Below are 25,515 nucleotides of genomic sequence, written 5' to 3'. Positions count from 1 at the left end.
GACCGCACGCCCGCGCGCAGTGGCGTCGCTCGCCGCCCCGACCACTGCGCAACCGCTCCAAATTCGAGCGCACCCCGGTGAGCGGTCGCGTCCGCGGGCGCCCGGCTGACCCTTTTAACCCTGGGGTGCGGTGCCTTTTCCTGGCGTTAAACCTGCCCGAAAGTCACCATTTGGATACGACGCGGTGCGGCGCGGCATTACGCTCCGGTTGGCGTCCGAGAATTGGGTCCGTCTGACAGCCAAGAATTGAGCATGCACGCATGAGCACTAATAAAGGAGTTGACGTTGATGACGATCTTTGATCGATTCAACTTCAAGGTAATTGCCGCTTCCGTCGGGTTGTGCGGGGCCGCGCTGTCGTTGAGCCCGGTAGCAGCTGCCATCCCGTTCAAAGCAGGCGGCGCCGCGTGCATCCAGGGTATGGCCGGGGAGGCCGCACCCGCGGGAGCGGGAGGCGCGGCGGCAGCGGCCGCGGCGTGCTGCGCCTACGGCGCGGCGGGAGCAGCAGCCGGCGCCCCGGCGCCCGCCGGAACTCCGGGAGCTACCGGCACAGCCACGACCTGTTGCGCATACCCCGGTGGCGCCGGGGGCGGACCGGCAGGCGCCGGAGGGACAACGCCCACCGGGGGGACGACCCCCGCGGGGCCGGCAGCTGCTGGCGCGTGCGCGCCGGCCAGCGCGCCACTGACCGACATGGCCGGTGTACCGGTGGTGGTGCCAGGTCCGGCCGCAGTGCCGGTGGTAGCGCCCGTGCCCGTCGGCGCGCCCGTGCCCATCGGCGCACCCGTCCCCATCGGCGCACCAGTCCCCATCGGCGCACCCGTCCCCATCGGCGCACCCGTCCCCATCGGCGCACCCGTCCCCATCGGCGCACCCGTCCCCATCGGCGCACCCGTACCCATCGGCGCACCCGTCCCCATCGGCGCACCCGTACCCGTTGGAGCGCCGGTCCCGATTGGCGCGCCCGTCGCCGGAGGGGTCCCCGTGCCGATCGCACCGGTCATCGCGGCCGGCACGCCGTTGGTCGACCTCGGTCCGGCGGCGGCCGCCGCCCCGATCACCGATATGTCGGGAACCGGCAAGGGCGAACCGACTCGCCCAGTGCCGGGTGGTCCGGTGCCGGGTCAGCCCTACCGGCCCGGGCCTGCGGGCTGATTCCAAGGTTGAATGGGCCCCCGAGTGAAACACCACCCGGGGGCCCATTCGTCGTGTGCTGTTCACGCAATCTAGGTCAGCAGACTCGGAGCGATTCTAATTTGCAAAGTTCGTCACGCAACGCGCACCGTTTTCCGAATTAGAAATACGAATAGAATTCAATTCGGTTTTATACGCGAATAGCCGACGCCGCCGATACGCACCATGCGTAATTCGGCGGGATCAGAATGATCAGTCGCGCATTACAGAATTCGATTCACCGGCGGTGGACGGGTGATTTGCAACAGGCGCAGCGCCGGCGAAGGCCGCGCTTTGGCGACAAGTCGACGCAGCGGACGCCCGTTGGACGGCGTACCGCTGCGCAAGGTCATTGCCGACCTTCGCAGCAGCCCGATGGCTATGCGGCGCATGCGCACTGATTTCGGACTCCCTCTAACTGACATAGTTGCAATAGCGATGCTAAAGGCCTGCTGATCAGGGAAAGCGCAGCGCATGATGGGCGATTCGGTCAAGCCTTCGTCACGGTTCGGCCACGCCCGCGTTTGGGCGCCGCTGAGCGTAAGAGCTTGGCCCGCCGCGCCCCTTGCTGGACTTACGAGCGTCCCGGCTGTCAGCGCTTGTGCAGCCAGCGCAGTGCTGCCTCGGCGGCATGATAGCCACACAGGCCGTGGATGCCAGCGCCCGGCGGCCCGGACTGCGAGCACAGGTAGACGCCCGGCACACCGACTGCATACGGGTCGACGGCGATCCGCGGCCGAAAGATGATCTGCAGCCGGTCGTTGGCGCCCCCGATGATGTCGCCACCGATGAAGCTGGGATTGCGGGCCTGCAGTTCACCGGTACTGGTGGACGTGGTCGCGACGATGCGGTCGCGAAATCCGGGAGCGAATCGCTCGACCTGCTCGACGATTGCGGCCGTCGCATCCCCGGTGTAGCCGTACGGCACGTGCGCGTAGGCATAGATCGGGTTGATGTTGCCCGCACTCCGGGACCGGTCGGCCAGGTACTGCTGGCCCAGCAGCACGAACGGGCGTGACACCATCTTGCCTTGTGCGCGTTGAGCTTCGATGTCGGCGATCTCCTCGAAGCTGCCGCCCAGATGCACCGTTCCGGCCCGCCCGCAATCGGGATTGGTCCAGGGGATGTCGCCTTCTATCGCAAAGTCGACCTTGAACGCCGACGACCCTTCGCGGTAGCGCCGGTAGGACCGCCTGATTCGGGTCGGCATCGCGTCGCCGTAGAGCTCGAGCACCTGCGCTGGGCTGAGGTCGAGCATGACAATGTCGGCGGTCGGGATGTCGCGGCGTCGGCTGACAGGGACCCCGGTGCTCACCTGTCCGCCCGCGGCACTCAGCGCCGCACCCAGCGCGCGGACGATGGATCCGGATCCACCTTCGGCGACCGGCCAGCCATAGCGATGTCCGCTGGCCAGAATCATCAGCCCGAGCGAGGCGGTCAGCGGCCGATCCAGCCGGGTGAAGGCGTGCGCGGCCGCCCCGCCGTACAGGGCGCGCGCCTGCTCAGTGTGGAACCAACCGGCCACCGCGGTGGCAGGCAGCACCGCCCGTGGACCAAACGCCGCCAGCCGGATCGGATGGCGCGGGATGTTGAGGACCGGGCGCAGCAGGTCTTCGGCCAGGTCGTCGAAGCCCTTGGCCAGTCCACCGACCGCCGCCTTCCACCGGCGGCGATCGGCACCAAGTCCTTTAGCCGTCTTCGAAATTGACTGATAGAGCAGACCCGCGCTGCCGTCATCGAGCGGATGTGCGCAGTCAATCTCCGGCCACTTCCACGACAGCCCGTAGCTCTCGAGGCCGATCTCCTTCCAAAACGGGGAGCCGACGCCGAGCGGGTGGAACGCCGAACAGTGGTCGTGGATGACGCCGGGCACCGTCAATTCACCCGAGCGCGCTCCCCCACCAATGGTGTCCTGCGCTTCAAGCACCTGTACGTCGATGCCTTGGCGCGCGAGATGTATTGCCGCGGCCAGGCCGTTGGGGCCGGCGCCGACAACGACCGCGGTCGTCATGCCGGTACGGAACGTTGCGAGGTGACGTGGACCGGGAATTCGTCACCAGGCTCCGGCCACGGCTGGCGCGTCAGCATGTCCGAGACATTGACGTACCCGGCTTCGATCAAACCGGTCTTAGCGTCGAGGATGCGATACCACTGCTTTTGGACGTGAATCGGCTGGCCTTCCAGGACGATGACGCGCACATCGCCGTCCTCGAAGTTGCAACGCCGCTGCACGGCTTCCAGCAGTTGCTCGTTGTGCAGGTGACCTTCCCCGAAGTTCCAGCCGACCAATGGGCCGGCCACGATTTCACCTTCGCGCACTTTGTAACCGGCCTCTTCGGCGCCCAGCGCCCGGGGCAGCAGGCCGTTGAGCGCACGGCCGTGGGTATGCATGGCGCGGAACGCCGCCACCTTATCGGCCATCACTTCGGCGGTCTTAGCGTCGTAGAGCTTTGCCAATTGATTGACAACCAGCGCAGAGCTTTTGACGACATCGGCTTCGATCTTGTCCTCGGCGCCGGGGCGGAAGCACCACAGGCTGGTGGCCCAGTTGCCGGCGTAGTAGCGCATCCCGGGTAGGAACGAAATCTTGGCGGGGAACAGGTTTCCCGCGATGGCGACGGCGGCTGCGACCAGGATGAGGGCCAGCAATAGCGGCGACTGGATGTCGGTCGCACGGATCGCGCCGTAGTGCCCGAACAGGTAGAACAGCGAGAAGATGAAAAAGACGTTCCACTCCAACGGAACTCCCATCGGGAGGTTGGACAGGATGTTGAGGTGGAAGATCACCATGAACGCGATTAAGAACCAGCGCCATGGCGCATCGCCCGCGACGAACACCAGCACCGTCGGAACTATGAACTCGGCAGTAGTTCCTCCGCCGTGGGCCATCAGCTTGGGCAACCAGGTGGGGCGCAGGTCGTTGACGTGGTCGCGGTAAAGCAGGTGCTTGAGCGGCAGAAACAGCCTGCTGCGCAGCAGAGCATTGTTGCTTGTCATCACCGCAACCACGTAGGGGAAGTGGTGGTTGAGTTTGGAGGTCGCCGCCCCCCACCACAGACACAGCATGATGAGCTTGAACGCCGAGATCTGGTCGGCGAACGGGAAGAAGAACACGATCAGCTTCAGCCAATAGTGTTCGCCGCGGGCGGCCAGGAAGATGGTCTTGTCGCGCAGACCGAGCAGCGCCAAGGCGACGATCGCCGGTAGGACCAGCATCGGGTCGATCAACCCGACACCGGCGGGGATCGACGCAGTGCCCGGCCCGGGTACACCAACTGATAGCAACGCCCACACTGCGCTGCCCAGCACCACGGCGTACAACGCGACGTCAATGACCGAGCGGGAGTCGCCGCGGGTGAACGGCACCTTGTCCGGCCAGGCCGGAAGACGAATCGTGTTGGGCCGCAACCAATAAAGCACTCCCCCGATCGGGGGCATGAAACGTCCGGTCAACGGCCCTGACCCACAACCCAGGCCCAGAATCTCGAACAGCAACGTGAAGACGACGACCTTCTGGTAGACGATCGGCTCGGTCCACCAGTGCGCGATCTGGCTCAGCCCGCCCAGGCCGGGCGTGAGCGAGATGATGGCGGCCGGCGCGGCGACGTACAGCCCGATCTTCATCAGGTACAGCAGATACACCGCATACGGCGTCCCGAAGCCGTTTTCTGCCCAGTGCCTGGTGACGACCTGCAACCGCGTCGCGCGCGGCAGCATCGGCCAAGTGTCGTGATCAACGTCCGGAAGGTCTGGTGACATGAACCCCATGACTGCCTCATTCCCGAAGTGAAACCAGCGGATCCAAATGTATCCCGCCACACTCTGCCCGTCCCGAGGCGGCGACGGACCGCTTTTGCCGGCGTTGGTCAGCGTCAGTCTGCACCAGGCCGGCCCCGGCGCGGCGCGGCCGGCTGCAGCGGTTCGGCCCACTGCGCGCCGGTGGCATCGAACAACCGGCCAATCTCGGCGACGTGCATGTCGGCCAGATCCCACACATCTGGCACTAGCTCGCGGTCGACGATGAACCCGAAGTCGAGCCGGTCCAGGTAGCTGACCACGGTGATGTTGAGCCCCTGACCGTCGGTGACGATCGACACCGGGAACTGGTGGCACAGCTTGGCGCCCGCGAAGTACAACGACTGCCGGGGTCCGGGGACGTTGGAGATCACCACATTGAACGGCAGTCCGACACGGTTGGCCAACTGCAGCCGCGAGGCCAACCGGACCGCGGAGGTCGACAGCACCGGCGCCGAGTATTGAGTGAGATCGGCCAGTTCGGTGGCGGGCACCAGCTGGAACCGGCGCTTGGCCTGTCGCATGGCCGCCTTGCACCGCTCGACCCGTTCGGCCGGATCTGGGCAGTCGGTCGGCAGGTCGGCCACGATTGCCGAGACGCGATTAGTCCAGGGGTCGTCTTCGTCCCCCGTGCGGATTGAGACGGGCACCATGGCTCGCAACGGCCGATCGGGCAACGCGTCGTGCGCCAACAGGTATTCGCGCAACCCGCCGGCACAGATAGCCATCACGACATCGTTGACGGTACCGCCCGTTGCATTCTTGAGTCGCTTAATATTCTCCAAAGACGTTGTGCGCATTGCGAATCGGCGGTGTGCGGTGATGGTCCTGTTCCAGGGCGTCGGCGGGGCGGACACGCTCGGTAACGAGACCCGTGGCAGATCGCCGGCACCAATCCTGGCCACCCGCTTGACCGCGGATCCGGCCACTCCCGCCGCGCTAGCGACGCCGCGGATACCCGCGGCGTCGGCCAGCTGGCGTACGATCCGGGCCTGCACTCGCATTGCCCGGAACGGGTTGCCCGCCAACCGGATTGCCGTGCGGCGCAATAGTTCGACGCTGCTGGGCAGCACCTCCGGCTGCCACGAGGGGCTTTCCCCGGGCGGCGGGGCATCGGGCTCGGTGTCGGTGACGATCTGCAGCATCAGCTGCCCGGAGGCTCCGTCGATCGTGGCGTGGTGATACTTGGTGAGTAGTGCCCACCGCCCGTCGGCGAGGCCGTCGAGGACGTAGACCTCCCATAGCGGCCGGGTCCGGTCCATCGGGCGCCCGACGATCCGGCACACCTGCTCGGCCAGTTGGTCGACCAAACCCGGTTGTGCCAAGTGCAATTCACGAATGTGGAAGTCGAGATCGAGATTCGGATCAGCCACCCAATAAGGGTGGTCGAGCCCGAACGGCACCCCGACCAGACGCCGGCGCAGCGGTTCGAGCTCACCCACCAGCGACCCGAACTTGGCGTACACGGCGGCATAGGGGTCGTAGTCCGGCCGGGGTCGCTCGAAGATCATCAACCCGGTGACATGCCCGAACGTCGTCGACGTCTCCATGTGCAGGAACGCGGCATCCAGCCCGGTGAGTTGTTTCATGAACGGCTCCTTGGTTTTTCGGTGCTCAGTTGGCGAGCAGGCCGCCTTCGACGGGCAGCGTGACGCCGGTGATGTAGCTGCTGGCATCGCTGGCGAGGAAGATCAACGCGGCACTGAGCTCTTCGACGCGGCCGATGCGGCCCGCCAGCGTGCGCGGGATGACCGTCTTGTCGAGGTAGCCGGCCGGCAGCTCGTCGGTCATCTCGGATTCGAAGAACCCGGGCGCCAGTGCATTGACCCGAATGCCTTTACGCCCGGTCCATTGCTGAGCGAGATCGCGAGTCAGGCCGATCACGCCTGCCTTGGAGGCCGAGTAAGCGGCCTGCGGAAGGCCGCCGGTGGTCAGACCGAGCACGCTGCTGATGTTGACGATCGAGCTGCCGGGCCGCATCACCTGTGCGCAGGCCTGCGCCATCCAGTAGCTGCCGTTGAGGTTGAGTTCGATCACCGATCGGAATTGCTCGGGCGTTTCGCGCAGCGCCGGGACCGCGGTCCCCACGCCAGCATTGTTGACCAGGATGTCGACCCGCCCGAACCTGTCCATCGCCGCCTTGACCAAATTCTGGCAATCGCCTGGCTCAGTGACGTCGGTCCGGACCGCGACGGCTTGGCGGCCGGCCTGCTCAACCAGCGATCGGGTCCGAGCCATCCGATCCGCGCGCCGGGCACCGAGGACCAGGTCTGCCCCCGCTTGCGCGAGGGCGGCGGCGAAGCCGACACCCAGACCACTGGATGCGCCGGTGACGATCGCGACGCGGTCATCGAGACGAAAGCTGTCGAGGATGGTCACTGCGCGGTCCCTTCGGTCGGGTTAGGTGGTCTTGCACCATATCGTGATTTGTTGCATAGTTACAGCAGTTGGAGATATATTTCACTTTGTATCGTTTTGCTAGCCTGATGCATCATTACGACCTGCGCCCGGGGAGGTTGTCGATGAGCGAGACCCCACTGGCGCGCCTGCTCGCCGAGGAGCGACGGCCGGACGCGCTGACCGCGTTCCGCATCGCCAGGCGCCGCTTCATCGACGGCCGCCGCATCGAGATGGGGGAACTGGCCACCGAACTCGGCGTGAACCGGGCCACGTTGTTCCGGTGGGTCGGCAGCCGCGACGAACTACTGGCCGAGATCCTCTGGTCACTGGCCAAACCCACACTGGCACTGGCGGTTCAGGAGGCACCCGGTGAAGGTGGCCAGCGCATCGCGGCGATCTCGGGACGATTCGCCCGGCTAATGGACGACGCCGAGTTCTTCAGGGCGTTCCTGCGTCGCGAACCAGAACGCGCACTGCGGATTCTGACCACGCGTGCCGGCACCATCCAGGCGCGTGTCGTTGAGGCCGTCGAAACCCTTCTGGACGAAGAGATTTCGCGTGGTCGGCTAAACCCGCCATTGCCACCCCACGACCTGGCCTACCTGATCATGCGAATCATCGAGTCCTTCCTCTACGCCGACCTCATCACCGGCGAGCAGCGCGACATCGACGGAGCCGAGCGAGCGATCACAGCCCTCCTACGTTGAGGTTTCCTATCTGGCGTTCCGACCCGGTCGCTACGATCTAGGAACTCGTCAGCAAAGGAGCCTCAGTGAGCGAAGACGACATCGGCAAATTCGACCCCGGCATGACCCAACGGATGATCTCCGTCATGCGGCCGGTGTTGAAAACGTACTTCCGCAGCGAGGTGCACGGCCTGGACTCGTTCCCGTCCGGCGGCGCGCTGGTGGTCGCCAACCACTCCGGTGGCCAGTTCCCGATGGACGTACCGATTTTCAGCGTCGACTTCTACGAGAAGTTCGGCTATGAGCGCCCGGTGCTGACCTTGAGCCACGACATCTTGTTCATGGGCCCGACCGGAGACATCTTCCGCAAAACCGGCTATATCCGGGCCAACCCGGAGAACGCCGCCGCGGCACTGCGGTCCGGTGGAGTGGTGGTCGTCTTCCCCGGCGGCGACTACGACGCATACCGCCCGACCACCGCCGAGAACGTCATCGACTTCAACGGGCGTAAGGGGTACGTCCGCACTGCAATCGCGGCCGGAGTTCCCATCGTGCCCGTAGTGGGTATCGGCGGTCAGGAGACCCAGCTGTATCTGAGCCGAGGCACCTGGCTGGCCAAGCGCCTGGGCTTGAAGCGGTTGATCCGCAGCGACATCTTGCCGCTGTCGTTCGGTTTTCCCTTCGGGTTCAGTGCGGCGATCCCACCCAATCTGCCGCTGCCCGCCAAGATTGTGATGCAGGTGCTGGAACCGATTGATATCGCCGCCGAATTCGGCGCGGACCCCGATGTCGACTCGGTCGACCAGCACGTGCGGTCGGTGATGCAAGCGGGTCTCAACGAGCTGGCCGCCAAGCGTCGCTTCCCGATTGTCGGCTGAGCCATGGCGTCCCGCATCGAGGAAGCCCTCGGCGTCATCCGCACCATGAGGCGCGCCGGGATGATCGCGCCGATGCGGCCCGACCGCTACCTGAAGATGATCGCCGCGATGCGCCGCGAAGGCATGGGGATGACGGCGGGATTCGCCGGAGCGCCCCAGCGCTGCCCCGACCGTCTTGCCCTGATCGACGAACTGGGCCCGCTAACCTGGCGGCAACTCGACGAGCGGATCAACGCGCTGGCCGCGGCACTGCAACAGCTGGCGTCCGGGCAACCGAAGGTGGTCGGCATCATGTGCCGCAACCATCGAGGCTTCGTCGAGGCGGTGGTGGCCGCCAGCCGCATCGGCGCTGACATCCTGTTGCTCAACACGTCTTTCGCCGGACCGGCGATGGCGGAGGTGGTGACTCGCGAAGGCGTCGACACCGTGATTTACGACGAGGAGTTCACCGCCACCGTCCACCGCGCGCTGGCCGACGTCCCGGACGCCACCCGCATTCTGGCGTGGACCGACACTGCGCAGGAACCTCACCTCGAAAACCTGGAGAAGCTGATCACCGCGCATGCCGGTCAGCAGCCGCGGCGGCACAGCCGCACCGGGAAGATCATCCTGCTCACCTCGGGCACCACCGGAGCACCCAAGGGCGCCAAGCAATCTGGCGGCAGCGCCGGAATAGGCACGCTCAAGGCGATTCTGGACCGCACGCCGTGGCGGGCCGAGGAGACCATTGTGATCGCGGCGCCGATGTTCCACGCTTGGGGCTTCTCTCAGCTGATCTTCGCCGCGTCCATGGCATGCACGATCGTCACCCGACGCAAGTTCGACCCGGAAGCGACACTGGCTCTCGTCGACGAGTACCAGGCGACGGGACTCGCGGTGGTGCCGGTGATGTTCGACCGCATTATGGACCTTCCCGAAGAGGTGCGAAACCGCTACAGCGGCAAGTCGTTACGATTCGCTGCGGCCTCAGGATCGCGAATGCGTCCCGACGTCGTGATCGCATTCATGGATCAGTTCGGCGACGTCATCTACAACAACTACAACGCCACCGAGGCCGGCATGATCGCCACCGCCACGCCGACGGACCTGCGCGCCGCACCCGACACCGCCGGCAAGCCAGCCGGCGGGACCGAGATCCTGATCCTCGACCCCGAGTTGAACGAACTCCCCACCGGCGAAGTCGGCACCATCTACGTGCGAAACGACACCCAATTCGACGGCTACACATCCGGTAAGACCAAGGATTTTCACGCTGGCTTCATGTCTTCCGGAGACCTCGGATACCTGGACCAAGACGGGCGGCTGTTCGTGGTCGGCCGCGACGACGAGATGATCGTCTCCGGCGGCGAGAACATCTACCCGATCGAGGTGGAGAAAACCCTGGCCACCCATCCCGAGGTGGCCGAAGCGTCGGTACTCGGCGTGGACGACGAGCAGTACGGACAGCGGCTGGCTGCGTTCGTGGTGTTCGAACCGGGGGCGACCGCAGACGTCGATGCCCTCAAGCAACACGTCCGCGACAACCTGGCCAACTACAAGGTGCCCCGCGAGATCACCGTGCTCGACGAGCTTCCCCGCGGCAGCACCGGCAAGATTCTGCGCAACGAACTGAAGGCCCGGGTGAGCGACTCATGAACCTTCGTCAAGTGATCACGCAATTGCGCCGGCCCCGGCCGCTTACCCGCGCGACGGCCGAGATCGTCAACGCCGCCAACGGGTTACGTCCCATCACCCGTAATCCCTGGGCTGCTCCAACAGTGTTTTGGTTCGGCTGGCCGACCTCAGAGGTGCCGGGTGTCTACGCCGCCGTCTCGGCCCTGGACGCGGCACGTCGCAGCCGGCGCGGCGATTTCGACGGACCCAAGGGCAAGGTGGCGCTGGCACTGACCGCTGCCTCGTGGGCGATCCTAGGCGTGATCGCCTACCGCGGCGTGAAAACCCCTGGGCCCGTGCTGGAATCGGCGCTGACCGAACAGCTCGGCCCGAATTACTCCGACGCGCTGCGCGAACTGCCCACTGAGCTTGCCGACCGGCCAGGTCGGCGCAACCCGCCACTGCGGTCGACGGTGGCCCGGCGGCGCTACGTCGACAAGCAGAACATCGTGCGCTACGGTCCGCACGGGCGCGCGAACCTGGCCGACATCTGGCGCCGCCGCGACCTGCCGCGAGACGGCAAAGCGCCGGTGTTGCTGCAGGTGCCCGGCGGAGCGTGGATGATCGGGTGGCGCCGCCCGCAGGCGTATCCGCTGATGGAACACCTGGTTTCGCGTGGCTGGGTATGTGTGTCGATGAACTACCGGGTATCGCCGCTGCACACCTGGCCCGACCACATCGTCGACGTCAAGCGCGCGCTGACCTGGGTCAAGGACAACATTGCCGAGTACGGCGGGGACCCCAATTTCGTTGTGATCAGCGGTGGTTCGGCTGGCGGACATCTGTCCTCGTTGGCGGCCCTGACACCCAACGACCCGAAGTTCCAGCCGGGATTCGAAGAATCCGACACCTCGGTGGCCGCCGCGGTTCCGTTCTACGGCCGCTACGACTGGTTCTCGATCGACGAACCAGGGCGGGGAGAGTTCCTCGAGGTGCTCGCCCGGCTGGTAGTCAAGAAGAAGATAAGCACGCACCGCGACATCTACGTCGACGCCTCCCCCATCACCTACGTGCGGGCCGACGCACCACCTTTCTTCGTCCTGCACGGAACCGACGACTCGCTGATCCCGGTGCAGGAGGCGCGGGAGTTCGTCGACGAGCTGCGCGCGGTGTCCAAAGCGCCGGTCGCCTACGCCGAGCTGCCCAATGCGCAGCACGCTTTCGACATCTTCGCGTCCCCGCGGGCCAGCAAGTCCGCCGAGGCGGTTGCGCGATTCCTGTCCTGGGTGTACGTGACGAAGTACCTGGGCGACCGTTAACCGATCACAGATCGGCGGCGCGCTCCAATTCGGCGAGTGCCGGTTCGATGGCGTCGGCCATCTCGTCGATGTCGTTGGCCACCTCGGGCGTCGTCACGAAACCGAAGTCCAGGTATCCCTGGTAGGAGAAGCAGGTGACGTTGAGAGCGACATCCATCACCGGCGGCCCCAACGGAACCAGCGAGTCTAGCTTGGCGCCGGCCATGTAGAGGGGAATGGGCGGGCCGGGCACATTGGACACCACCAGATTGATCGGCGCCAGGTTGCGTGACAACCCGGTGGCCGTGTACGCCCGCGCTGCCAACTGCAGCAGGCCCGGCGGAGTGGTCTCGGTAAGCCCCATGATCTGGTGTGCGGAAAGCGCTTTGGCCATTTCCTTGGCGCTGCGAGTGCTCTCGTGAATGATTTTCAGCCGCTCGGCTGGGTCCTCGATATCGGTGGCCAACGACGCCGTCATCGAACTAATCTGGTTGCCGACATCGGACTTGTTCTCGTCGGTACGGGTGGAGACGGGGATCTGCGCGATCAACGGCTTGTACGGCAGCTCGTCCCGCTTGAGCAGATACTCCCGGACCGCGCCGGCCACGATCGCCAGGACGACGTCGTTGAGCTTGACCCCGAAGGCGTCCTTGACGGCCTTGGCCCGCTCCAGCTCGATGCGGCAGCCGGTGATCCGGCGGTGCGGCGACACAGGCGCATTGAATCGGGTCTTGGGCGCCTCGAAGAAGCGCGGTGGCCGGGTCGCCACCCCCAGTGCGGCGATCTGTTGACGCACCGTCTGCTCCACCAACCGGGCGATCCGGAAGGGAGTCATGATGCCCAGGTTCACCAGCGCACCCAACGCGCGCCGTTCGAGGCCCGGAATGGTGAACCCGACGAATCCGATCGTCTCCTTCTGCGGCGGCCGGGGTTCGGGCGTGATATCCAAGAGGATTTCGCCCAGGCCGGCACCCGAGACACCATCGACGATGGCGTGATGCATCTTGGTCAGCGTCGCGATGCGGCCACCTTCGACACCCTCGATTACCCACAATTCCCACAGCGGCCGGGACCGGTCCAGCTTGTAAGACATCAGCCGGCCAGCGAGTTCATCGACCTCGCGCCGGCCGCCCGGCGCCGGCACACCGATGCGGCGGATATGAAAGTCGATGTCGAGTTCCTCGTCCTCGACGAACCACGGCCGATCCAGGCCCAGCGGAGACCCGGTCACCCGCCAACGCAGCTGCGGGATTTCCGGCAGCCGCTCGATCAGCAATTCCCGCAGGCGATCGAAGCTGTACTCGGGCGCATCGCTGGGATCGCAGATCGCCAGTGCACCGACGTGCATGTGCCAGCCGGAAGTTTCGGCCGACCAAAACGCCGCATCAACACTCGAGAGCCGTTTCATTAGAAGACCGTAGCCCGCCCCCGGCCACGAATGTAACTACACCCAGAAATCCTGGGGGCGAAATCACAGCCCGGTCGTACCCGCGGGAAAAGAAGGCGGGAAGGGAAGTTACGCGTCTTCTAGCAGGTCAGGGGTGACCGCAGACTCGGTGTCGGGAATGCCGTCGACCTTTGCTTTACGGTCGGCCATCGACAACAGACGCCGAATACGTCCTGCCACAGCATCTTTGGTCATCGGCGGGTCGGCGAGGCGACCCAGCTCCTCCAGTGAGGCCTGCCGATGCTCGACGCGCAGCTGACCCGCGGTGGCCAGGTGGTCGGGCACGGTGTCGCCGAGGATTTCCAGCGCGCGCTCCACCCGGGCCGCCGCCGCCACCGCCGCGCGCGCCGAGCGGCGCAGGTTCGCGTCGTCGAAATTGGCCAGCCGGTTAGCGGTGGCCCGCACCTCCCGGCGCAGCCGGCGCTCTTCCCAGACCAGCCGGGTGTCCTGCGCGCCCATCCGGGTGAGCAGCGCACCAATGGCCTCACCGTCGCGAACCACCACCCGGTCGGCGCCGCGCACCTCGCGAGCCTTGGCGCTGACTCCCAGCCGACGCGCCGCGCCGACGAGCGCCAGGGCGGCCTCGGGCCCGGGGCAGCTGACCTCCAGCGCCGAGGAACGACCCGGCTCGGTCAGCGACCCGTGGGCCAAAAAGGCTCCCCGCCAGGCGGCTTCGGCATCGCCGACGCTGCCACCCACCACTTGGGCGGGCAGGCCGCGCACCGGACGTCCGCGCATGTCCAGCAGGCCCGTCTGGCGAGCCAGCGCTTCCCCGTCGCTGGCGACCCGCAGCACGTACCGGGTGTTCTTGCGAATTCCGCTGGCCGACAACACATGCACCACGGCGTTGTAGCCGTACAGGTCGAAGATGTCTTTGCGCAGCCGCCGCGCGATGCTACCGAGGTCGACCTCGGCCTCGACAACCACCCGGCCAGCCACGATGTGCAAGCCACCAGCGAACCGCAGCAGCGAGGTGACCTCCGCGCGCCGAGCGCTGACCGACTTGACCACCAGACGGCTCAGCTCGTCCTTGACTTCAGTCGTCATCGCCACGCGTCGTCACCCCTTGGTTCGTTCCCGACGGCCGCCGTCGATCGGTATCTCTTCCGTGGCCGTCACCGACGGCTCGGATCTCCCTGCCGGATTCTTGCCAGCTGCTCGAACCCCGTCCAGCACAGCGGCCAGCCTGCCCGGGTCATGTAAAGGTGTACCAGGTCGGGCCACATCCGCGAAGTGGACCTCGGCCTGCAGCAGTGTTGCGGTCCGACGCAGCTGGTCCCGCTCACGATCGCTGGGCACCCGTTCTGCGTCGATGATGATGTCGTCGACGCGGAACTCCGGTGCATGCTGTGCCAGCACATGCAGGTGCCGCTCCACCGAAAACCCGGCGGTTTCCCCCGGTTCGGCCACCAGGTTGAGCACCAGCGCCTTACGTGCGGTGGTCGCCCGCAGCGCCTTAAGCAGGCCGGGCACCAACACATGGGGAATCACGCTGGTAAACCACGAGCCGGGTCCGAGCACGACAAGATCGGCGGCCATGATGGCGTCGACGGCCTGCCGAGTGGCCGGCGGGTCGGTCGGCAGCAACCGCACCCGGCGCACCTTGCCCGGTGTCGTCGCGATGGCGACCTGGCCCCGGATCAGCCGGAACATCCGCGGGTCGGACTCCAGGCCGGAGACGTCGGCCTCGATCTGCAGCGCGATCGGACACATCGGCAGCACCCGGCCCTTGACGCCCAGGACACGCCCGATTTCGTCGAGTGCCGCGACCGGGTCGGCCAGCATCTCTGACAGGCCGGCAAGCAACAGGTTGCCGATCGGGTGCCCGGCCAGCGCCCCGCTGCCACCGAAGCGGTGCTGCAGTATGGTCGCCCACAACCGCCCGTAGGGACTGTCGGATGCCAACGCCGCCAACGCCATTCGTAAATCACCCGGCGGCACCACGTCCAGTTCGCTGCGCAGCCGACCCGAGGAGCCACCGTCGTCGGCGACCGTCACGATCGCGGTGACGTAGGGGGTCAGCCGACGAGCCGCCGACAGCGTGGCATACAGGCCGTGCCCGCCGCCCAAGGCGACGATGCTCGGATTTGCCGGCGAGTTCATTCGCGGCCCAGATCCCGGTGCAAGACCCGCACCGTCAGTTGCGGGTCTGCCCCAAGCAGGCCCATCAGGGCCTCAGCGATCGCCACGCTGCGGTGTTTACCCCCCGTGCACCCGACCGCCACCGTCATGTAGCGCTTGCCCTCTCGTCGGTAACCGTCGACCACCAGCAACAGCAATCGGTGGTAGGTCTGCAGGAATTCAGCCGCGCCTGGCTGGCTCAACACATAGTCGCGCACCGGTGCATGCTGCCCAGTCAGCGGCCGCAACTCGTCCACCCAGTGCGGGTTGGGCAGGAAACGCACATCCATCACCATGTCCGCATCCATCGGAAGTCCGTATTTGAAGCCGAAGGATTCGACGGTGACACTGGTGGTCGCGGTAGCGGTGCCGCCGAAAGCGCGCTCGATGCTTTCCCGCAGACCCCGCACCGACAGCGTCGACGTGTCGATGATCAAATCGGCGGTGGCGCGGACCGGGGCCAGCATCCGGCGCTCGGCGGCAATGCCCTCGGCCAGCGTCTGTTCACCCTGCAGCGGATGGCTGCGGCGGTTGTTCTCGTAGCGGCGGACCAGCATGTCGTCGGATGCCTCCATGAAGACCACCCGCGGGCTGATGTTGCGGGTGGCCAGCTCGGTGCGGACCTCGTCCAGATCTCCGGTGAATCCGCGCGACCGCACGTCCATTACGACGGCGAGTTGGGTGATCCGCGACCCTGCGGCTAACCCGAAATCGACCATGCGGGTAATCAACTGGGGTGGCAGGTTATCCGCGACATACCAGCCGAGGTCCTCAAGTACCTTGGCCGCGGTACCGCGCCCGGCGCCCGACAGACCGGTCACCAGGACCACGTCGATGCCTGCGGGGCCATCTTCGCCGTTGGTCATTCGGCCGCTCCTGCGGAGTCCGGCCGCAGCGCTTCCAAGACGGCGGTGGCGGTGGCCACGCCGATACCGGGGACGGCAGTGATCTGGTCGACGGTGGCCTCCTTGAGGCGTGCTATCGATCCGAAATGGGTGACCAGCGCCTTGCGGCGGTGCTCGCCCAGTCCGGGAACCGCATCGAGCGCCGAGGCTGTCATCCGTTTGGATCGCTTGCTGCGATGGTAGGCGATGGCAAACCGGTGCGCCTCGTCGCGCACCCGCTGCAGTAGGTACAGGCCCTCGCTGTTGCGCGGCATAATGATCGGGTCGGGCTCCGACGGCACCCAGATCTCCTCCAGCCGCTTGGCCAAACCGATCACCGCGACGTCGGTGATACCCAGTTCGTCGAGCACCGCGCTGGCGGCGTTGACCTGCGGCGCGCCGCCGTCGACGACATACAGATTGGGCGGGTATGCGAATCGTCGCGACTTACCTTCCGGGGAAAGCATATTCGGATCACTCTGGTCGCTGAGGTGGCGCAGGAAACGGCGCCGTGTCACTTCGGCGATCGATGCGACGTCGTCGGAGCGGCCCTGTCCGGCAGCCTCGCGGATCCCGAAGTGCCGGTAGTCCGACTTGCGCGGCAAACCGTCCTCGAACACCACCAGCGACCCGACGACATCGGTGCCTTGCACGTGGCTGATGTCCACGCACTCGATGCGCAGCGGGGCGTCGGCCAACCCCAGGGCTTCCTGAATATTCTGCAGCGCCGCGGATCTGGCGTTGAAATCGCCGGCTCGCTTCAACTTATGTTGCTGCAGAGCTTCTTTCGCGTTGCGTTCGACGGTCTCGGCGAGGGCGCGTTTGTCGCCGCGGCGCGGCACCCGTAACGCGACACGAGACCCGCGTAGGCCGGACAGCCAGTCGGTCAGTTCGTCGTGGTTGGAAGGCAAGCAGGGCACCAGCACCTCGCGCGGCACCGGGTTGATGGATTCGTCTGCCGCGCCGTCTAATTCGGCCTGATCACCGTAGAACTGGGTGAGAAACTGTTCAACGAGCTGTTCTTCGCCGGACTCGCTGGGATCGCCGGGCTTCTCGACGATCCAACCGCGCTGGCCGCGTACCCGCCCGCCGCGGACGTGGAAGACCTGAACCGCGGCCTCGAGTTCGTCATCGGCGAATGCCACCACGTCGGCGTCGGTGCCGTCGCCGAGCACCACCGCCTGCTTCTCCATGGCCCGCTTGAGTGCGCCCAGGTCGTCACGCAGTCGGGCGGCGCGCTCGAAGTCGAGTTCGGCGGCCGCGGCCTGCATCTGCTGTTCCAGCTCGCGGGCGTAGCGATCGGTCTTGCCGGACAGAAAGTCGCAGAAGTCCAAGACGATCTGGCGGTGCTGCTCGGCGCTCACCCGGCCGATGCAGGGCGCCGAGCACTTGTCGATGTAACCCAGTAGGCAAGGCCGGTCGATCTGGTTGTGCCGCTTGAAAACCCCGGCCGAGCAGGTGCGTGCCGGGAACACCCGGGTGAGCAGGTCCAGCGTTTCGCGGATCGCCCAGGCGTGCGAGTACGGCCCGAAATAGCGCACCCCCTTGCGCCGTGGCCCCCGGTACACCATCAGCCGAGGGAACTCCTCGTTAAGAGTGACGGCCAGCACCGGGTAGGACTTGTCGTCGCGGTAGCGGACGTTGAAGCGCGGATCAAACTCCTTGATCCAGTTGTATTCCAGCTGCAGCGCCTCGACCTCGGTGTTGACCACCGTCCACTCGACCTTGGCCGCGGTAGTCACCATCTGTCGGGTGCGCGGATGCAGGCTGGCGACGTCGGCGAAGTACGAGGTCAGCCGGCTGCGCAGGCTCTTTGCCTTGCCGACGTAGATGACCCGACCGTGCGAATCCCGGAATCGGTACACCCCCGGCTCGACGGGAATAGACCCGGGAGCCGGACGGTAGGTGGCGGGATCTGGCACGTGATCAAGGCTAGTGGTTGCCGGGTGGGCGGCGGAGTCCCCCACCCGCGGCCGACCCCAAAATGCCGGTCATAAGGCCATTTCACTGCACGTACGAGGCCGCTCACCGCAATAGCGGCCGAGCGATTCGCGCAAGACTGCGCAATACGCAATTCCGCCTGGAGTCAGCGTGCGCCACGTCGTCGTTCGGCAGCCGCGACGGGCCTCGCGTGGGCCGGACCGGGGCTCAGCGCGCGTGCAGGTCCGGCCGGTAGCGCACCAGCAGGGAGCGAACGGCGTCCATGGCTTGCACGGCGCGCTCCTTGTCCACCGCCTGGATCGCCATCACCGGGATGTATTCATCGTCGGGCAATTCGACCCGGGCCCACCGGCTACCGAGCGGAAACGACACCCCCACCACATCAGGCCATGGAATCAGCTTGTCCCCCAGCACGTTACGCACCGATATACCGGTAGATCCAACCCGCAGCCGCGGCCGCGTCAACAGCAACACGGCACCCGCCAGTACCACCCCCAGCAGTGCCATCGCAACCTGGTCGGCTGTCTGGAACACCACGCCGGTGGCTCCGATCTTGAGCACCAGCCCACCCGCGATGTGCGCCACCAAAATCAGAAATGCTGCAACATAGGCGAAAATCGGCGTCAAATGCGGACGGCAGACGAAATCCCAGTCGTCCGCTGCCGATTCGGGTGTCACGATTGAGCGCGCAGGTCGCGCAAGGTCAGCGCGGTCGTCAGCGCCGCCGCCGCCGCCTGCGCGCCCTTGTCTTCGGCCGACGTGGGCAGCCCGGCGCGGTCGAGTGCCTGCGCTTCGGTGTTGGTGGTCAGCACCCCGTTAGCCACCGGAGTGGAGGCATCCAGCGAGACCCGGGTCAGGCCCTGGGTCACCGCATCGCACACATAGTCGAAATGCGGGGTCTCGCCCCGGATGACGACGCCCAGCGCGACGACGGCGTCGTGTGTGCGGGCCAATTCCTGCGCCACCACCGGGATCTCGATCGCGCCCAGCACTCGAACCACCGTCGGTTCGTCGATCCCGGCACCGGCGGCCACCTTACGGGCACCATCGAGTAGCGCGTCGCAGATCTTGTCGTGCCAGGTGCTGGCGACGATGGCCAGCCGCACCTGCGACGCGTCGAGCGCCGGGATGTCCGGCACACCGGCGCCACCGCTCATATGGGCCGCTCCTCAGCATCACTAGGTTCTGCATCGCCGAAGACGGTCACAACGCACCTCCGAATTCACCGGGCAGATGCACGGATTCGTGAAAATCGTCCAACCCGGCCAGGTCGTGGCCCATCTTGTCGCGTTTCGTCATGAGGTAGCGGATGTTCTCGGCGTTGGCCCGCACCGGCAGCGGCACCCGCTCGATGATGTGCAACCCGTAACCGTCCAGGCCGACTCTCTTGGCCGGGTTGTTGGTCAACAGCCGCATCGAACGAACGCCAAGATCGACCAGGATCTGCGCGCCGATGCCGTAATCCCTTGCATCAGCTGGCAATCCGAGCTTGAGGTTGGCGTCGACGGTGTCCTCGCCGGCATCCTGCAACTGGTAGGCCTGCAATTTGTGCATCAGGCCGATGCCGCGACCTTCGTGGCCGCGCATGTAGAGCACCACCCCGCGGCCCTCCCGGGCGACCATGGCCATCGCGGCGTCCAGCTGCGGGCCGCAGTCGCAGCGCCGCGAGCCGAACACGTCGCCGGTCAGGCACTCGGAGTGCACCCGCACCAACACATCGTCGCCGTCGGCGTTGGGCCCGGCGATCTCACCGCGAACCAGCGCGACGTGCTCGACGTCCTCGTAGATGCTGGCGTACCCGATCGCGCGAAACTGCCCGTGCCGGGTGGGGATGCGGGCCTCCGCGATCCGCTCGATGTGCTTCTCGTGCTTGCGGCGCCACTCGATGATGTCGGCGATGGTGATCAGGGCCAGACCGTGCTCGTCAGCAAAGACGCGCAACTCGTCGGTCTGCGCCATCGACCCCTCGTCCTTCTGGCTCACGATCTCGCAGATCGCGCCGGCGGGCTGCAGGCCGGCCAGCCGGGCCAGGTCGACGGCGGCCTCGGTGTGGCCCGGGCGGCGCAGCACGCCACCGTCCTTGGCGCGCAACGGAACCACGTGACCCGGCCGGGTAAAGTCCTCGGCGATACTCGTCGGATTTGCCAGCAACCGCATCGTGGTGGCCCGGTCGGAGGCCGAAATCCCAGTTCCAACACCGATTCTCGCATCGACGGTCACGGTGTAGGCGGTGCCGTGCTTGTCCTGGTTGACCGCGTACATCGGCAGCAGCCCAAGACGGTCACAGATCGAGCCGTCCAACGGCACACACAGATAGCCCGAGGTATAGCGGACCATGAACGCGACCAACTCCGGGGTGGCCATTTCGGCCGCAAAGATCAGGTCGCCCTCGTTCTCGCGTTCCTCGTCGTCGATGACGACGACGGCCTTTCCGGCCGCAATGTCGGCAACCGCCCTTTCGACGGAGTCCAACCTCGTCATCGTTGCTACCTTTTGCTGTTAAAGCTGTCGCGGCGCCCACGGGAAGCCCCCGTGATCCACTCAGTATGAACCACCACAGCGGTTCAGTTATTGCCCCTGCTTGTTCAACGGGACGTGCAGCAGCCGCTCCACATATTTCGCGATCACGTCGACCTCGAGGTTCACCCGGGTCCCCACCGGCGCCGACCCCAACGTCGTCAGCTCCCGCGTGGTCGGAATCAGCGAGACCTCAAACCAGTCGTAAGGCCGTTCGCCCAGCGCCGAGACAGTCAGGGAGATCCCGTCGACAGTGATCGAACCCTTCTCCACCACGTAGCGGGCAACCGTCTCCGGCATCTGCACCCGCACCACTTCCCAGTGCTCAGAGGGGGTGCGGGCGACAATTTCTCCGGTCCCGTCGACATGTCCCTGCACAATATGACCGCCGAGCCGGCTGTTAATCGCGGCCGCACGCTCCAGGTTCACCCGGCTGCCCGGTCGCAACTCGCCCAGATTGGAACGGTTCAGCGTCTCGGCCATCACATCGGCGCTGAACTGTCCGTCGGGCAGTACGTCGACCACGGTGAGGCACACACCGTTGACGGCGATCGAGTCGCCGTGACCGGCGTCGGCGGTGACGGTGGGTCCGCAGATGATCAGCCGTGCCGCGTCGGCCAGGCCATCACGGCCGGTCACCTCACCCAGCTCCTCCACAATTCCGGTGAACATCGCACCAGGTTAATAAGTACGACGTGCCTCCCGCACCCGCCTGGCTCCCGGGCCCACTCATAGGCACCCTCTACGATGCTGGGTATGCAAACCCCCCGACGCCTTCTGGCTGTCCTTGCTGCACTGAGCATCGCGACCACGCTTGTCGCCGGCTGCTCGATCAGCAAGAAGGCCAAGGGTGGTCCACTGCCCGACGCGAAGACTCTGGTCACCCAATCCGCCGAAGTCACCAAGGGCGTCAAGAGTGCGCACCTGAACCTGACGGTGACCGGCAAGATTGCCGGGCTTCCTCTCAAGACCCTGAGCGGAGATTTGACCACCACTCCGACCACTGCGGGCAAGGGCAACGCGAGAATCATCGTCTTCGGCAGCGAGGTTGAGGCCGACTTCGTCATTTTGGACGGCGAGCTCTACACCACCGCGCTGTCCCCGGGTCAATGGACCGACGTGGGCAAGATCGACGAGCTGCTGCATTACGACCCTTCAGCGATTCTCAACCCCGAAACAGGCGTCGCGAACGTGGTAGCAAACCTCAACGATCCGAAAGCTGAGGGCCGCGACATGATCAACGGGCAGAGCACAATTCGCATCAGCGGAAAGGTCAACGCCGACGTTGTGAACAAACTCGCACCACTGAACGCGACTGGCCCGATTCCCACCACCGTCTGGATCCAGGAGACCGGCGATCACCAGCTCGCGCAGGTGATGCTCGATAAGGGTTCCGGCAATTCGATCCAGATGACCTTGTCGAATTGGAACCAGCCCGTCCAGGTCACGAAGCCGGGGAGCTGACAATGCGAGCAGGACGCCGAGTAGCAATCAGCGCGGGCAGCCTTGCGGTACTGCTTGGCGCCCTCGACACCTATGTCGTGGTCACCATCATGCGCGACATCATGTTCAGTGTCGGCATACCGGTCAATCAGCTGCAGCGGATCACCTGGATCGTCACGATGTACCTGCTGGGCTATATCGCCGCAATGCCACTGCTGGGTAGGGCATCGGACCGCTTCGGACGCAAGTTTGTCCTGCAATCCAGCCTGGCCCTGTTCATCGTCGGCTCGGTGATCACCGCGCTATCGGTGAAACTCGGCACCTGGAATCCCGAATTCGGCGATTACATGGTCGATCCCGACCCCAACCGGGCGTTTCACATTCTCATTGCCGGGCGCACCATTCAGGGCATCGCCAGCGGCGCCCTCCTACCGGTAACGCTGGCGCTGGGCGCCGACCTGTGGGCAGAACGCAACCGGGCCGGCGTGCTGGGCGGAATTGGAGCCGCCCAGGAACTCGGCAGCGTGCTGGGTCCGCTGTACGGCATCTTCATCGTGTGGCTGTTCCACGATTGGCGCGACGTGTTCTGGGTCAACGTGCCGCTGACCTTGATTGCCATGGTGATGATCCACTTCAGCCTGCCGTCGCACGACCGCAGCGCAGAGCCGGAAAAGGTCGACATAGCCGGCGGTTTGTTGCTGGCGGTCGCGCTGGGCTTGGCGGTGATCGGTCTGTACAACCCCAATCCGGATGGCAAGCAAGTCCTGCCGAGCTACGGTCTGCCGCTAGTGGTCGGTGCAGTGGCAGTCGGTGTCTTGTTCTTCGCGTGGGAGCGCTTCGCTCGCACCCGGCTCATCGAACCGGCCGGCGTGCATTTCGGGCCGTTTCTGTCCGCATTGGGGTCATCGGTGTGCGCCGGTGCGGCGCTGATGGTGACCCTGGTCAACGTGGAACTGTTCGGCCAAGGCGTCCTCAGGATGGATCAGAATCAGGCGGCGGGCCTGTTGCTGTGGTTCTTGATCGCACTGCCGATCGGCGCGGTACTCGGCGGGTGGATCGCCACCCGAACTGGCGACCGCATCATCGTCTTCATCGGATTGCTGATCGCGGGCAGCGGCTATTGGCTCATTTCGTATTGGCGTGCCGACCTGCTGTCCCGACAGCACAACATTCTCGGGCTGTTCACGCTTCCCGCGGTGCACACCGACCTGCTGGTGGCCGGATTGGGACTCGGCCTGGTGATCGGACCCCTGTCCTCGGCGGCGCTGCGGGTGGTTCCGGCCGCTCAGCACGGCATAGCGTCGGCGGCCGTCGTCGTGGCCAGGATGACCGGCATGTTGATCGGTGTAGCGGCGCTGAGCGCGTGGGGGCTCTATCGGTTCAATCAGATCTTGGCGGGGTTGCCGCGCGCGGGCGGCTCCTACCTTGAGGCCTTCGCGCTGATGTATGGGGACATCTTCAAGGTCACCGTGGCGATCTGTGTAGTCGGCGCCCTGCTCGGCTTGCTGATCGGCGCCCGCCACGAGCACGCGGAGGAAGGTTCGGCTACCGAACCGCCGGCACCTGGGCAGCCGGCCGTCGACGAAGCCCAACCGGCGCCGGCGGCTACCGAGCAACCAGGCTGAGCAGGAGGTCCGGACCGACCTGTTCTACGCTGTCGAACTGCCAGCGCAAAGCGTGCGCCATGCTGGACACCCCGACGTCGTCGACCGCGGTCACCGGTCCGCCAAGCAGAATCGGTGCGACGTAGGCAAGGATCCGGTTGATCGCGCCGGCCCGCAGGAACGCCCCGGCCAGGGTGGGTCCACCTTCCAGGAGAACGTCGGTGCGGTCCGCGAGCGCCTTGAGCACCTCGAGGGGCTCATGGGTGCGAATCACCATGGTGCGTGAATCGTCGTTAAGCACCTTGGCTTCCGGCGGCACCTCGCGCTTGCCGACCACCACGCGCAACGGTTGTTGCGGGGCCAGCGACCCATCCGGCAGCCGCGCGGTCAGGGCGGGATCGTCGGCGAAAACGGTGCCGGTGCCGACCACAATCGCGTCGGCGATGGCCCGGCGGCGATGCAGGTCCGCACGGGAAGCCTCGCTGGAAATCCATTGACTGGAGCCGTCGGCGGCGGCGCTGCGACCGTCGATGCTGGTGGCGTACTTCCACGTCACATGCGGAAGCCCGGTGCGCTGCTTGTGCAGCCATTCCCGCAATGGGCCGGCCGCGACCTGGTCTGCCAGGACGCCGGACCGCACCTGCACACCCGCCCCATTGAGCCGGCCGGCGCCCCCGCCTGCAATGCCGTTCGGGTCGTTGACGCCGAAGATCACCGTCCCGACCCGGGCTTCGATGAGCGCGTTCACACAGGGCGGTGTCTTGCCGAAGTGGTTGCACGGCTCCATGGTGACCACGGCGATCCCACCGGCGGCCAGCCCGCCCGCGCGGCGCAACGCGATGATCTCGGCGTGGTCGCCGCCGGCCGGCTGGGTGGCGCCGACGCCCACCACCCTTCCCTCCTGGTCTACGATCACGGCACCGACCGGCGGGTTGGGGTAAGTGGTGCCTTTGACCTGGTAGGAGTGCTCGATAGCCAGGCGCATCGCCTCTTCGATGCTTTTGACCTGCTCCACGCTGGTCATGCGCCGCTCCCCCGGCCCATCCACAGGTGCGGCGACTTGGCGCGCGCTTGCCGGCGCAGCGCTTCGACTGCCGAAGCCGGGTCGCTGGCACCGTAAACCGCGGATCCGGCGACAAAACAGTCGACGCCGGCTTCGGCGGCCTGCTCGATGGTGTCTTCGTTGATACCACCATCGATCTCGATCAAGATCGTCAACTCCCCCGCATCCACCAGCTTTCGCGCCACGCGCACCTTGCTGAGTACGTCCGGGATGAAGCTCTGCCCACCGAAGCCGGGCTCGACGGACATGATCAGCAGGGTGTCGAAGTGCGACAGGATCTCGAGGTAAGGCTCCAAGGGCGTTCCCGGCTTAACGCTGATGCCCGCTTTGGACCCCGCCGCCCGGATGTCGCGTGCCACCCCGATTGGGTTGTCGGTTGCTTCGGCGTGAAAGGTGACGTTATAGGCGCCGGCTTCGGCGTACGGCGGCGCCCAGCGATCCGGGTTGTCGATCATCAGATGGCAGTCCATCGGGATGTCGCTGGCCGCCAACAGGCTCTCCACCACCGGCAGGCCGATCGTCAGGTTCGGCACGAAATGGTTGTCCATCACGTCGACGTGCAACCAGTCGGCCCCTTCGACTGCGGCGGCTTGGTCGGCAAGTCGGGCGAAATCGGCGGCCAGAATCGACGGCGCGATCAACGGCCCCCCCGTAGAAGGCATGAGCGACACC

At 65.9% G+C, this 25,515-nt stretch carries 21 protein-coding genes and 1 pseudogene; 7 read left to right on the top strand and 15 right to left on the bottom strand.

The window, feature by feature from the left end; translation table 11 throughout:
* The first annotated feature begins 288 nt into the window (after positions 1 to 288).
* Positions 289 to 1,155 carry a beta-xylosidase gene (locus H0P51_RS12155; RefSeq protein WP_180918281.1) on the top strand — a complete coding sequence of 289 codons (867 nt, stop codon included), beginning with the start codon at positions 289 to 291 and terminating at the stop codon, positions 1,153 to 1,155.
* A gap of 610 nt (positions 1,156 to 1,765) precedes the next feature.
* On the opposite strand, the gene H0P51_RS12150 is transcribed toward H0P51_RS12155, so the two are convergent.
* From H0P51_RS12150 to H0P51_RS12135, 4 genes are all read right to left on the bottom strand, one after another.
* Positions 1,766 to 3,184, bottom strand: coding sequence for a phytoene desaturase family protein (locus H0P51_RS12150; RefSeq protein ID WP_180918279.1), 1,419 nt, complete (start codon positions 3,182 to 3,184; stop codon positions 1,766 to 1,768).
* Positions 3,181 to 4,941 carry a DUF3556 domain-containing protein gene (locus H0P51_RS12145; protein WP_180918278.1) on the bottom strand — a complete coding sequence of 587 codons (1,761 nt, stop codon included), beginning with the start codon at positions 4,939 to 4,941 and terminating at the stop codon, positions 3,181 to 3,183. The genes H0P51_RS12150 and H0P51_RS12145 overlap by 4 nt, the downstream gene beginning before the upstream one ends.
* Positions 4,942 to 5,045: 104 nt before the next feature.
* Positions 5,046 to 6,557, bottom strand: coding sequence for a WS/DGAT/MGAT family O-acyltransferase (locus tag H0P51_RS12140; protein WP_180918276.1), 1,512 nt, complete (start codon positions 6,555 to 6,557; stop codon positions 5,046 to 5,048).
* A gap of 25 nt (positions 6,558 to 6,582) precedes the next feature.
* Complete coding sequence (locus H0P51_RS12135; protein WP_180918275.1) at positions 6,583 to 7,347, bottom strand: SDR family NAD(P)-dependent oxidoreductase; 765 nt, start codon at positions 7,345 to 7,347, stop codon at positions 6,583 to 6,585.
* 143 nt (positions 7,348 to 7,490) lie between these two features.
* Between H0P51_RS12135 and H0P51_RS12130 the strand changes: the two genes are divergently transcribed.
* The 4 genes from H0P51_RS12130 to H0P51_RS12115 all read left to right on the top strand — a co-directional run bounded on the left by H0P51_RS12130 (position 7,491) and on the right by H0P51_RS12115 (position 11,844).
* Positions 7,491 to 8,075: a QsdR family transcriptional regulator gene (locus H0P51_RS12130; RefSeq protein ID WP_180918273.1), complete on the top strand. Its 585-nt coding sequence runs from the start codon at positions 7,491 to 7,493 to the stop codon at positions 8,073 to 8,075.
* 101 nt (positions 8,076 to 8,176) lie between these two features.
* Positions 8,177 to 8,932: a lysophospholipid acyltransferase family protein gene (locus H0P51_RS12125; RefSeq protein ID WP_180918914.1), complete on the top strand. Its 756-nt coding sequence runs from the start codon at positions 8,177 to 8,179 to the stop codon at positions 8,930 to 8,932.
* A 3-nt stretch (positions 8,933 to 8,935) separates the two neighbouring features.
* Positions 8,936 to 10,567, top strand: coding sequence for an acyl-CoA ligase FadD12 (fadD12, locus tag H0P51_RS12120; protein ID WP_180918272.1), 1,632 nt, complete (start codon positions 8,936 to 8,938; stop codon positions 10,565 to 10,567).
* Positions 10,564 to 11,844 (top strand): alpha/beta hydrolase, encoded by a 1,281-nt coding sequence (locus tag H0P51_RS12115; RefSeq protein WP_180918271.1) that lies wholly within the window; start codon positions 10,564 to 10,566, stop codon positions 11,842 to 11,844. Before fadD12 ends, H0P51_RS12115 begins: the two co-directional genes overlap by 4 nt.
* 4 nt (positions 11,845 to 11,848) lie before the next feature.
* On the opposite strand, the gene H0P51_RS12110 is transcribed toward H0P51_RS12115, so the two are convergent.
* The 9 genes and pseudogenes from H0P51_RS12110 to H0P51_RS12070 all read right to left on the bottom strand — a co-directional run bounded on the left by H0P51_RS12110 (position 11,849) and on the right by H0P51_RS12070 (position 21,405).
* The gene (locus H0P51_RS12110) at positions 11,849 to 13,231 is read right to left on the bottom strand and encodes a WS/DGAT/MGAT family O-acyltransferase (protein ID WP_180918270.1); all 1,383 of its coding nucleotides are present in this window, start codon (positions 13,229 to 13,231) and stop codon (positions 11,849 to 11,851) included.
* A gap of 108 nt (positions 13,232 to 13,339) precedes the next feature.
* Positions 13,340 to 14,317, bottom strand: coding sequence for a DNA-binding protein WhiA (gene whiA / locus H0P51_RS12105; RefSeq protein WP_180918269.1), 978 nt, complete (start codon positions 14,315 to 14,317; stop codon positions 13,340 to 13,342).
* A pseudogene (locus tag H0P51_RS12100) lies at positions 14,314 to 15,373 on the bottom strand (YvcK family protein). The gene whiA and the pseudogene H0P51_RS12100 overlap by 4 nt, the downstream one beginning before the upstream one ends.
* On the bottom strand, positions 15,370 to 16,257 hold the full coding sequence (rapZ, locus tag H0P51_RS12095; RefSeq protein ID WP_180918267.1) for an RNase adapter RapZ: 888 nt from the start codon (positions 16,255 to 16,257) through the stop codon (positions 15,370 to 15,372). Before rapZ ends, H0P51_RS12100 begins: the two are co-directional and overlap by 4 nt.
* A complete protein-coding gene (gene uvrC, locus H0P51_RS12090) occupies positions 16,254 to 18,197 on the bottom strand; it encodes an excinuclease ABC subunit UvrC (RefSeq protein ID WP_180918266.1) in 1,944 nt (647 codons plus the stop codon). Before uvrC ends, rapZ begins: the two co-directional genes overlap by 4 nt.
* A 226-nt stretch (positions 18,198 to 18,423) precedes the next feature.
* Positions 18,424 to 18,894 (bottom strand): PH domain-containing protein, encoded by a 471-nt coding sequence (locus H0P51_RS12085; RefSeq protein WP_180918265.1) that lies wholly within the window; start codon positions 18,892 to 18,894, stop codon positions 18,424 to 18,426.
* Entirely contained in the window at positions 18,891 to 19,373 is a 483-nt protein-coding gene (gene ribH, locus H0P51_RS12080; RefSeq protein ID WP_180918263.1) for a 6,7-dimethyl-8-ribityllumazine synthase, read from the bottom strand. Before ribH ends, H0P51_RS12085 begins: the two co-directional genes overlap by 4 nt.
* Before the next feature lie 46 nt (positions 19,374 to 19,419).
* On the bottom strand, positions 19,420 to 20,697 hold the full coding sequence (locus tag H0P51_RS12075) for a bifunctional 3,4-dihydroxy-2-butanone-4-phosphate synthase/GTP cyclohydrolase II (RefSeq protein WP_180918262.1): 1,278 nt from the start codon (positions 20,695 to 20,697) through the stop codon (positions 19,420 to 19,422).
* Positions 20,698 to 20,784: 87 nt separating this feature from the next.
* Positions 20,785 to 21,405 (bottom strand): riboflavin synthase, encoded by a 621-nt coding sequence (locus H0P51_RS12070; RefSeq protein ID WP_180918260.1) that lies wholly within the window; start codon positions 21,403 to 21,405, stop codon positions 20,785 to 20,787.
* An 84-nt stretch (positions 21,406 to 21,489) separates the two neighbouring features.
* On the opposite strand from H0P51_RS12070, the gene H0P51_RS12065 reads away from it, so the two are divergent.
* Positions 21,490 to 22,197 carry an LppX_LprAFG lipoprotein gene (locus H0P51_RS12065; RefSeq protein ID WP_180918259.1) on the top strand — a complete coding sequence of 236 codons (708 nt, stop codon included), beginning with the start codon at positions 21,490 to 21,492 and terminating at the stop codon, positions 22,195 to 22,197.
* 2 nt (positions 22,198 to 22,199) lie between these two features.
* Positions 22,200 to 23,801, top strand: a complete 1,602-nt coding sequence (locus H0P51_RS12060) for an MFS transporter (protein WP_180918257.1) — start codon at positions 22,200 to 22,202, stop codon at positions 23,799 to 23,801.
* On the opposite strand, the gene ribD is transcribed toward H0P51_RS12060, so the two are convergent.
* Both ribD and rpe read right to left on the bottom strand, forming a co-directional pair.
* Positions 23,782 to 24,804 (bottom strand): bifunctional diaminohydroxyphosphoribosylaminopyrimidine deaminase/5-amino-6-(5-phosphoribosylamino)uracil reductase RibD, encoded by a 1,023-nt coding sequence (gene ribD / locus H0P51_RS12055; RefSeq protein ID WP_180918256.1) that lies wholly within the window; start codon positions 24,802 to 24,804, stop codon positions 23,782 to 23,784. The two genes, H0P51_RS12060 and ribD, sit on opposite strands and share 20 nt — an antisense overlap.
* Positions 24,801 to 25,514 (bottom strand): ribulose-phosphate 3-epimerase, encoded by a 714-nt coding sequence (gene rpe / locus H0P51_RS12050; RefSeq protein ID WP_180918255.1) that lies wholly within the window; start codon positions 25,512 to 25,514, stop codon positions 24,801 to 24,803. The genes ribD and rpe overlap by 4 nt, the downstream gene beginning before the upstream one ends.
* Position 25,515: the final 1 nt, after the last annotated feature.

It is taken from the genome of Mycobacterium vicinigordonae (assembly GCF_013466425.1).
Lineage (GTDB): Bacteria > Actinomycetota > Actinomycetes > Mycobacteriales > Mycobacteriaceae > Mycobacterium > Mycobacterium vicinigordonae.
Note: the sequence above shows the minus strand (reverse complement) of the source record. Positions and strands in the feature narration are given on the sequence as shown.